The sequence below is a fragment of the Desertihabitans aurantiacus genome (assembly GCF_003344635.1).
In the GTDB taxonomy this organism is placed as follows: domain Bacteria; phylum Actinomycetota; class Actinomycetes; order Propionibacteriales; family Propionibacteriaceae; genus Desertihabitans; species Desertihabitans aurantiacus.
Genome location: NZ_QPKK01000170.1, coordinates 1 through 8,913, shown reverse-complemented (window position 1 = coordinate 8,913; position 8,913 = coordinate 1). Strand labels below are relative to the sequence as shown.

Sequence of the window (8,913 nt, the reverse complement as noted above, 5' to 3'; positions counted from 1 at the left end):
GCCCGGGAGCGGGACGGCCGCCGCTGGACGCCGGCCGCACCGCCCGGGCCGTCCGCCGGTCTCGTCACGGCCAACCCCGCACCCCGCTGGGAGCCGGGCCGGTGGCGGGCCGAGGAGCGCCCGCTGCTCCGGCACGAGACGGCCGCCGTGGTGACCTCGGCGCAGGCGCCGGTGGCCGGCTCCGACCCCGACCAGCTGGTGCTCGCGCTGGACGCCGCCGGTGACCTGCTCGCGGTGGACACCGCCACGCCGGGGTCGCCGGTGCTCTGGTACGCCCACCCCGGCGGGGTGCTGACCGCGGTCCGCACCTTCGGGCAGGTGACCGTGGCCGCCACCACCAGCCGTGAGCTGGTCGCCTACGACGACCGCGGCCGCCGGCTGTGGACCCACCGGCTCGACGACGTCAGCCAGGCCGGGCCGCTGGCCCTCGACGACACCACGCTGGTGGTGGCCGACCTCTCCGGCACCATCACCGCGCTCGACGTCGCCACCGGAGCCGAGCGCTGGCGGGCCGCCCTCGCCTCCGACCTCACCGGGACGCCACTGGTCTGCGGCGACGTCGTGGTGGCGGCCGACGCCGTCCCCGGACTGCACGCCTTCGACGCCGCCACCGGGGCCGGGCGCTGGAGCTGGACGCCGCCGGAACCGGTCCAGTCCGTGGGCTGCGACGCCGACCTGGTCGTGCTGACCGACCTCGAGGGCGACCGGCACGGCATCGACGCCGGCGACGGCACGACCCGCTGGGGGGTCGCCGGAGTCAGCACGGTCCGCACCGTCGAGGTCGTCGCCGGGGTGGTGGTGCTCGGCACCGCCGACGGGGTGGAGGGCCTGGACGCCGCAACCGGCCAGGGACGCTGGTCCCAGCCCGGGGCCCCGCTGACGCTGCTCGAGGCGGGCGGGCACGTGGTGCTGGCCCGACCCGCCGGCCTGGACGTGGTCACCCCGGACGGGCGGCGGGTCGCCGAGGTCCCGGTGGACCTCGCCGGTCCGGGCGGCTCCGCGCGGCTGAGCGCGGTCGAGGACGGCCTGTGGGTGCTGACCGAGGCCGGCGTCCCCACCCGGGTGGGTCCGTGAGCCCGCCGGGACGTCCCTGGTGGCGCCGGCTGACGGCCGTCGTGGTCGGCTGGGTGTGGCTGGTGGTGGTGGAACCCGTCCGCGACGGCCGGGTGCACGTCCGCAACGGACCGCCGGGGCTGACGGCGATCGTGGCCCTCGCCGCGCTGGGCTACCTGGTCGCCGGTGCGCTGGTGGTGCTGGCCCGTCCGATCCGCGACGCCGGGGCGCTGGTCACCGAGGCGAACGGGCTGGTGGTGCTGCCCGAGCTGAGCCTGGCGCCGCTGCTGCTGGTCCTGGTGCTCGCGCTCACCCTGCTCGTCACCGCCGCGCTGCACACGCACTGGCTGCTGCGCACCGGCGCCTACCTGCTGTTCGCCCTGCCGAGCCTGCTGATCGGCGTGCTGGCCTTCCCGGGGCTCGGGGTGTCCGCGCTGCTGCCGGCCCTGGTCGCGCTGGTCGGGCTGGCGGTGCTGATGCTGGTGCGCCGGCGGCGCCGGTTCGCCTGGCCGGAGGTGCTCTGGGTCGGGGGGCTGGTGGCGCTGGGAGTGCTGGTGCCGCTGGTGCTCCAGCAGCAGAGCATCCGCAGCATCGGCCCCGACGTCCGCGCGCTGCAGGTCAACCTCGTGTTCACCCTGGTGGCCCAGGTGGCGCTGCCGGCGGTCGTCATCGGCGGAGCGGCGCTGGCCGAGGTCGCCGTGCGGGCCGGCGCCTGGGGCGTCTCGGTGGTGCGCACCGAGACCCCGCGCCGCTGGTGGGTGCTGCCGGCGTCCGCGGTGGTCGTCGCGGCGGCGGCGTGGGCCGTCTGGCTGGTGCTGCAGGAGCCGCTGTCGGTGGCCTTCTCCGCGCTGCCGCTGGCGGTCGGGTTGCTGGCCCTGCTCGCCATGCAGGCCCTGCGCCGGCGCGGTGACCCGGTGGGCCCGGAGGACCTGGTGGAGGAGTGGCCACGGCTGCTCACCCCGCTGGCGGTCGTCACGGTGCTCGGCGGCTGGGCCGCCTCGCTGGGCCCGGTGGCCGAGGAGCTGGGGGTCGGCCGGTGGTCCCCGCTGGGTGATCTGCCCACCCTGACGTTCTCCCGGCTGGCGGTGGCGGGGGTGTGCCTGGTGCTGGCCGTCGCGTGGTCGGGTGCGGGGGAGCGGGTGCGGCCCACGCTGCTGGTGGCCTTCGCCGCGGTGATGCTCAACAGCTCCGGGTTGTTCGCGGCGCTGCCGGTCTCCTGGAGCGGCGACCGCCTGGCCGCCGCGGTGGCGCTGGTGGCCGTCCTGCTGCTCGCCGGGTTCGCCCTCACCCGTTCGCTCAGCAGCCGGCGGGCCACCGCCTGCGTGCTGATGGCGGCGCTGTCGGGCTGCTTCGCGCTGCGCCAGGTGCTGGCCGACCCGATCAGCTGGCTGCTCGGCTTCTCCGCGCTGGCGCTGACCCTGTTCGGCCTGGTCTGGCGGCTGCTCAGCGACGCCACCTGGACCCGTGCCGACACCCCCGCCTTCCCGCAGCCGGCCCGGGTGCTGCTGTTCTGGGGCTACGCGCTGCTGGCGGTGACCTCGCTGGCCTTCGTCGCCCTCGGGCGCCAGCTCGGCGGGCCCGCCGACGTCACCCCGTTCACCGAGCTCGGCGACCACCTGTTCGGCACGCCGGTCTTCCTCGCCGCCGTGCTGGGCTGCCTGTGGCAGTGCGTCCACCGCGGTGCCGCGGTGGTGCCCGACGTCGCGGAGGAGCTGGCCGACTGATCCCGGTCTTCGGGGGGCGGCGGAGTGCTGAGCAGTGCCGCGAGTGGGCGGTGCTCGGGCCGACGGACCACTCCGGAGATGAGGAGTTAGCCGAGTGGGCGATGCTCGCGCCGGTGCGACGCTGCAACGCCGACCGCCGCCGCGAGTGGGCGGTGCTCCGGCGCAAGACACTGCGGCGCTGAGGAGCGCGTCGAGTGGGCGCTGCTTGCGCGCGGCGTTGAGCAGTGCGCCCAGCGGGCGGTCATCGGGTCGATGCGGCGCTGTGGTGCTGAGCGGCGCCGCAAACGGGCGGTGGTCAGGCGGCGACGGGACGTCCGGGGAAGTGGCGCATCCAGTCGTTGCGCAGCCGCGGCACGCGCATCCCGGCCGCTCTCATGGCGGCCACCACCCGGGCGAGGGTGGCGCCGGGAACCACCGTGAGGTCGTCGGAGACCACGATGACGAAGCGCCAGCCGGTGTTCTCCAGCTCCTCACGCGACCGATGTCCTCGCGCCAGGACTGCTGCCGCTCGATGTGCTGGCGGCCGTCGTACTCGATCGCCAGCAGGGCGTGCTCGTAGGCCAGGTCGAGGCGCCGGACGACCTCGCCGTCCTCGTCGCGGATCCGGACGTCGACGGCCGGCTCGGGCAGACCGGCGAAGACGAGCAACAACCGCGTCTGGGTCTCGCGCGGTGAGTCGACGCCACTCCGCACCAACTGGGCGGCCTCCCGGGCACGCCGTGCGCCGCGGCCGGTGTAGGAGGTGGCGGCCTCGATCAGGGCGTCCGGGCTGGTGTGGCCCTTCCTGACCAGGGAGTCGCCGAGGACGACCAGCTCGACGAGGCTCAGCGAGGCAGCCAGGTCGAGGAAGGTCGCCGAGGCCGACGTGGCCAGCACGCCGTAGCGGCGCACCAGCTGAGGTTTGCGGGCGTAGCGGTGCTCCACGACGCCGCCGCGGCGGGACTGCGCCGTCCCGGTGGTGCCGAGGTGGACCTCGGGGCACGCGGGTACCGCCGCGTCGAGGAGGAGGGCGGCCGTGTGGTGCGATGCGAACCCTGCGCCCGGCCGGACGAGCAGCGCAGCCCTGGCCAGCAGGCTGGGTGTGAGCGGTACTCCTGCCGCCACGAAGCAGTCGACGAACAGCCGCCGGAACGCCGGACCGCGCAGCTGGTGGTCGGTGAACCCGGCCCGGATGCCCGCCCGCCGCCGGAACGGCTGCCGGATGTCGAAGCGCTCACTCGCCATACGGCCAGCCTGGAGCACCTGACCGGCCGATCCCGGAGTTATCCACAGGTCGTGCGGCGCGACTGGGCGCTCGAGTTCGACGGTCGGGCGCTGACGGCTGTCACGAGTGGGCGGTGCTCAGGTGGTGCGGGCGTTCGGCGCGGGACGCGCGACGCGAGTGGGCGGTGCTCAGGTGGTGTGGCCGGTGGGCGCGGGAGGCGCGACGCGAGTGGGCGGTGCTCAGGTGGTGCGGGCGTTCGGCGCGGGACGCGCGACGCGAGTGGGCGGTGCTCAGGTGGCGCGCACGGTCGACACGGAAGCCCGACACGAGTGGGCGGTGCTCGGGTGGTGCGGACGGTCGATGCGGGACGCGTGACGCGAGGGGCGGTGCTCAGGTGCCGCGGCCGGTCGACACGGGACGCGCGACGCGAGTGGGCGGTGCTCGGGTGGTGCGGACGGTCGGTGGGGGACGCGCGACGCGAGTGGGTGGCCGTCAGGAGGGCTGGGACGGCTCGGCACACGCGCGCTGCGAACGGGCGCTCCCCAGCCTCGTTGGGACGCTCGGCGGGCACGAGCGCCGCGACCGGGCGCTGCTCAGCCAACGTGCCGAGCGGTCAGCTGCTGCGGACCGCCACCCCGGCGTCGGTGAGCTCCTCGGCCGTCCTCGCCACGCCGTCGGGGTGCACGGCGGCGGTGAGCGGCAGCCGGACCCCGGTGGCGAACCCCGCGGCGGCGGCGTCCAGGGCGGTGGCCCGCACGCAGTAGTCGGTGGCGATCCCGACGACGTCGACCGCGGCGACCCCGCGGGCGGTCAGCCACTCCGTCAGCGTCTCACCCTCGGCGCTGCGGCCCTCGAACCCGGAGTAGGCGGCGCTGTACTCACCCTTGTCGAAGACCGCCGCGAAGGGGTAGGCGACCAGCGCCGGGTGCAGCTCGACGCCGATGGTGCCGACCACGCAGTGCGGTGGCCAGCTGTCGACGAAGTCGGGGGTCGCGGAGAAGTGCGGGCCCGGGTCGATGTGGTGGTCGCGGGTGGCCACCACCAGGTCGTAGCCGTGGTCGCCGGCCAGCAGCGCGGCCACCGCGGCGGCGACGCTGTTGCCACCGTCGACGCCCAGCGCGCCGCCCTCGCAGAAGTCGTTCTGCACGTCCACCACGACCAGCGCCCGGCCGTCGGTGGTCGTCGTCTCGTGCTGGCTCACGAGCGGCCCTCCCAGAGCGTCTCGACCGCCGGCTCCCCGCGCGACATCTTCAGCGCGTCTGCCGGCAGCTCCTCCCGGCTGCGCAGGTGCCGCTCGCGGGCCGCCTCCAACGGTTCGTCGCCGACCACCTCCCCGCCGCGGACCAGCGGCACCAGCAGCTGCCGGTCGTTGCCGTCGCCCTCGCTGCGCCGTCCGACGCCGACCACCTCGGCCTCGGCGACCCCGTGCTCGTCCAGCCGCCGCAGCGCGTACTTGCGCCCGCCGACCGAGATCTTGTCCTGGCTCTTCTTCGCCACCGGCTCCAGCGGGGCGTCCGGTCCGCCGGCGCTGCGGGCCACCAGCTTGTAGACGAACCCGCTGGTGGGGTGGCCGCTGCCGGTGACCAGGGACGTCCCGACGCCGTAGCCGTCGACCGGTGCCCCGGCCAGCGCGGCGATCGTCCACTCGTCGAGGTCGGAGGTGACGACGATCCGGGTCTCGGTGGCGCCGAGGGAGTCGAGCAGCTCACGCACCTGGCGGGCCTTGGCCGGCAGGTCGCCGGAGTCCAGCCGGACCGCGCCGAGCCGTCCGCCGGTCAGCTCGACCCCGGTGCGGATCGCGGCCTCCTCGTCGTAGGTGTCGACCAGCAGCGTGGTGTCCTCGCCGAGGGCGGCCAGCTGGGCGGCGAAGGCGTCCCGCTCGGTGTCGTGCAGCAGGGTGAACGAGTGCGCGGCGGTGCCGACGGTGGGGATGCCCCAGCGGCGTCCGGCCTCGAGGTTGGAGGTGGAGGCGAAGCCGCCGACGTAGGCCGCCCGGGCGGAGGCCACGGCCGCCCGCTCGTGGGTGCGCCGCGAGCCCATCTCGATGCACGGCCGGTCCCCGGCCACCGCCGTCATCCGCGAGGCGGCCGAGGCGATCGCGCTGTCGTGGTTGTAGATGCTCAGCAGCAGCGTCTCCAGCACCACCGCCTCGGCGAAGGTGCCCTCCACCACCAGCAGCGGGGAGTAGGGGAAGTAGACCTCGCCCTCGGGGTAGCCCCACACGTCGCCGGTGAAGCGGTAGCCGCGCAGCCACTCCGCGGTGTCCTCGTCGACCACCCCGCGCCGGAGCAGGAAGTCGACTGTCTCGTCGTCGAAGCAGAACCGCTCGAGCGCCTCCAGCGCCCGGCCCACGCCGGCCACCACGCCGTAGCGGCGGCCCTCGGGCAGCCGGCGGGCGAACAGCTCGAACACCGAACGGCGCTCGGCGGTCCCGGCGGCCCGGGCGGCACGCACCATGGTCAGCTCGTACATGTCGGTGAGCAGCGCGGTGGTCAGCACGCGCTCACCCTGCCACGGCGGCCGGGTCGCGAGGCCGCTGCCCATCCCGGGCGGCGTCGGTGCCCAACCGGAGCGAACGGTTGGACCGCCGGGGTCGGTGCGCCAGAATGGGCCGCATGTCCGCACCCGGTGGCGCCCCCGCCGCACCCACAGGCGGCACGGCAGTCGTCGAACGTCCCGACGCCGACAGCCTCACCCAGACCCCGTGGGTGACGATCGTCTGGGACGACCCGGTCAACCTGATGTCCTACGTCGCCCACGTCTTCACCCAGTACTTCCACTACCCGCGGGCGAAGGCGGAGAAGCTGATGATGGAGGTCCACACCAAGGGCAAGGCGGTGGTCTCCAGCGGCAGCCGCGAGGCGATGGAGCGCGACGTCAACGCGATGCACGACTTCGGCCTGTGGGCGACCCTGGACCGGTCGGAGTGAAGCGGTTCGAGCGCAAGGGCAAGAAGCTCGTCACCTCCTTCGAGCCCGAGGAGGTGCAGCTGCTGCACTCGCTGGTGCTGCAGCTGGTGGAGCTGCTGGACGAGCACGGCCGACGCGACGAGGCCGCCCCGGCGCAGGCGCCGACCGACGACCCGTTCGCGTTCTGGGAGCGTGACCTGCAGGAGCACCCCGACCAGCCCGAGGTGCCCGAGGACCCGGTGCTGCAGCGGCTGTTCCCCGACGCCTACCCCCACGACCCGCGCGCCTCCTCCGACTTCCGTCGCTTCACCGAGCGGGACGCCCGCGCCGCCAAGCTGGCCGCGGCCCAGGTGGTGCTGGAGGGGTTGGAGTCCTGCCGCAACGGCCGCGACCTCAAGGTGCCGCTGGACCACGCCGACGCCTGGCTGAAGACGCTGACCAACCTGCGGCTCAGCCTCGCCACCCGGCTGCAGATCACCGACGCCGAGAGCGCGGAGCTGCTGGCCGCGCTGCCCGAGGACGACCCGCGGGCCTTCCTCTACGGCGTCTACGAGTGGCTGGCCTTCGCCCAGGAGACGCTGGTGCAGAGCCTGTGAACGGGGTGCCGCGCTCCCGGCCCGACCCCGACGCCCCGATCGGTGTCTTCGACTCCGGGTTCGGCGGGCTGACCGTGGCCAGGGCGATGAGCGACCAGCTGCCCGGTGAGCGGCTGCTCTACCTCGGCGACACCGCCCGCGCGCCCTACGGCCCGCTGCCGATCGACGTCGTCCGCGAGTACGCCCTGGAGTGCCTGGACCACCTGGCCGCGCAGGGGGTGAAGGCACTGGTGATCGCCTGCAACTCCGCCTCCTCGGCGATGCTGCGCGACGCCCGCCAGCGCTACGACGTCCCGGTGGTCGACGTCATCCTGCCCGCCGCCCGGCGCGCCGCCCGGACCACCCGCAACGGCCGGGTCGGGGTGATCTGCACCGAGGCCACCGCCTCCTCCGGCGCCTACGCCGACGCCCTCGGGGTGGCTCCGGTGGAGGTCACCGTGCAGGCCTGTCCGCGGTTCGTGGAGTTCGTCGAGGCCGGGGTCACCGGCGGGCCGGAGCTGATGGCCGCCGCCGAGGAGTACCTGGCCCCGGTGCGCGCCGCCGACGTGGACACCCTGGTGCTGGGCTGCACGCACTACCCGCTGCTGACCGGGGTGATCAGCTACCTGCTCGGGCCGGGGGTGTCGCTGGTCTCCAGCGCCGAGGAGTGCGCGACCGCCACCTACGCCACGCTCACCCGCGAGGGGCTGCTGCGTGGCGAGTCCGCCGCCGGTGCCCCCCGACCTGGTCGGGACCTCCGTACGACGCGCATCGAGTTCATCACCACGGGGTCGCCGGTCGCGTTCGCCGGGATCGGTCGCCGACTGGTGGGGGAGTGGGTGGGCGATGTCCGCCAGTTCAGCTGAGGGTCTGACGCTGACCGTCGTCGGGTGCACCGGCTCGGCGTCCGGGCCGGACGCGCCGGCGTCCTGCTACCTGGTGCAGGCCCCGCACGGGGGCCGGCTGTTCAGCCTGGTGCTCGACCTCGGCCCCGGCGCCTTCGGGGCGCTGTGCCGCGTCGTCGAGCCGGCGGAGGTGGACGCGATCGGGTTCAGCCACCTGCACGCCGACCACTGCCTCGACTTCGGCTCCTTCCACGTCGCCGCGCACTACTCACCCCGCGCCCCCTTCGAGGTCGAGCTGTTCGGCCCGGCCGGGACGTCGCAGCGGCTGGGACGGGCCTACGAGGTCGACCCGGCCGACGTCGACGCCTTCGTCGCCCGCTGGCCGTCCCGTCCCTGGCAGCCGGTGCAGCAGGTCGGGCCCTTCACCGTCCGCACCGCACCCGTGCGCCACCCGGTGGAGGCCTACGCGGTCCGGGTCGAGCTCGGCGCGGCCAGCCTCACCTTCAGCGGCGACACCGCCCCCTGTGCGGCGCTGGTCGACCTGGCCCGCGGCACCGACCTGCTGCTGGCCGAGGCCGGGCACCCGACCGGGGTGGCCGCCAC

The 8,913-nt window shown here is 75.1% G+C and carries 9 protein-coding genes; 6 read left to right on the top strand and 3 right to left on the bottom strand.

Going from position 1 to position 8,913, the window contains the following annotated elements; translation table 11 throughout:
* On the top strand, window positions 1–1,074 hold a 1,074-nt coding region (locus tag DVA66_RS13500; protein ID WP_157973998.1), incomplete at its 5' end, for an outer membrane protein assembly factor BamB family protein.
* Window positions 1,071–2,777, top strand: a complete 1,707-nt coding sequence (locus tag DVA66_RS13495) for a hypothetical protein (protein ID WP_157973997.1) — start codon at window positions 1,071–1,073, stop codon at window positions 2,775–2,777. The genes DVA66_RS13500 and DVA66_RS13495, both read left to right, overlap by 4 nt.
* A 372-nt stretch (window positions 2,778–3,149) precedes the next feature.
* Here the strand turns inward: DVA66_RS13495 and DVA66_RS13490 are convergent, their stop codons facing one another.
* From DVA66_RS13490 to DVA66_RS13480, 3 genes are all read right to left on the bottom strand, one after another.
* Entirely contained in the window at window positions 3,150–4,001 is an 852-nt protein-coding gene (locus DVA66_RS13490) for a hypothetical protein (protein WP_157973996.1), read from the bottom strand.
* 593 nt (window positions 4,002–4,594) lie between these two features.
* Complete coding sequence (locus tag DVA66_RS13485; protein ID WP_114560551.1) at window positions 4,595–5,182, bottom strand: isochorismatase family protein; 588 nt, start codon at window positions 5,180–5,182, stop codon at window positions 4,595–4,597.
* Window positions 5,179–6,477 carry a nicotinate phosphoribosyltransferase gene (locus DVA66_RS13480; protein ID WP_114560555.1) on the bottom strand — a complete coding sequence of 433 codons (1,299 nt, stop codon included), beginning with the start codon at window positions 6,475–6,477 and terminating at the stop codon, window positions 5,179–5,181. Before DVA66_RS13480 ends, DVA66_RS13485 begins: the two co-directional genes overlap by 4 nt.
* 119 nt (window positions 6,478–6,596) lie before the next feature.
* Between DVA66_RS13480 and clpS the strand changes: the two genes are divergently transcribed.
* The 4 genes from clpS to DVA66_RS13460 form a co-directional block, all read left to right on the top strand.
* Window positions 6,597–6,911: an ATP-dependent Clp protease adapter ClpS gene (clpS, locus tag DVA66_RS13475; protein WP_198671745.1), complete on the top strand. Its 315-nt coding sequence runs from the start codon at window positions 6,597–6,599 to the stop codon at window positions 6,909–6,911.
* Entirely contained in the window at window positions 6,908–7,486 is a 579-nt protein-coding gene (locus DVA66_RS13470; protein ID WP_157973995.1) for a DUF2017 domain-containing protein, read from the top strand. The genes clpS and DVA66_RS13470 overlap by 4 nt, the downstream gene beginning before the upstream one ends.
* A 5-nt stretch (window positions 7,487–7,491) precedes the next feature.
* On the top strand, window positions 7,492–8,331 hold the full coding sequence (gene murI / locus DVA66_RS13465; RefSeq protein ID WP_114560554.1) for a glutamate racemase: 840 nt from the start codon (window positions 7,492–7,494) through the stop codon (window positions 8,329–8,331).
* The coding region (locus tag DVA66_RS13460; protein WP_157973994.1) for an MBL fold metallo-hydrolase at window positions 8,312–8,913 on the top strand (602 nt) is incomplete at its 3' end. The genes murI and DVA66_RS13460, both read left to right, overlap by 20 nt.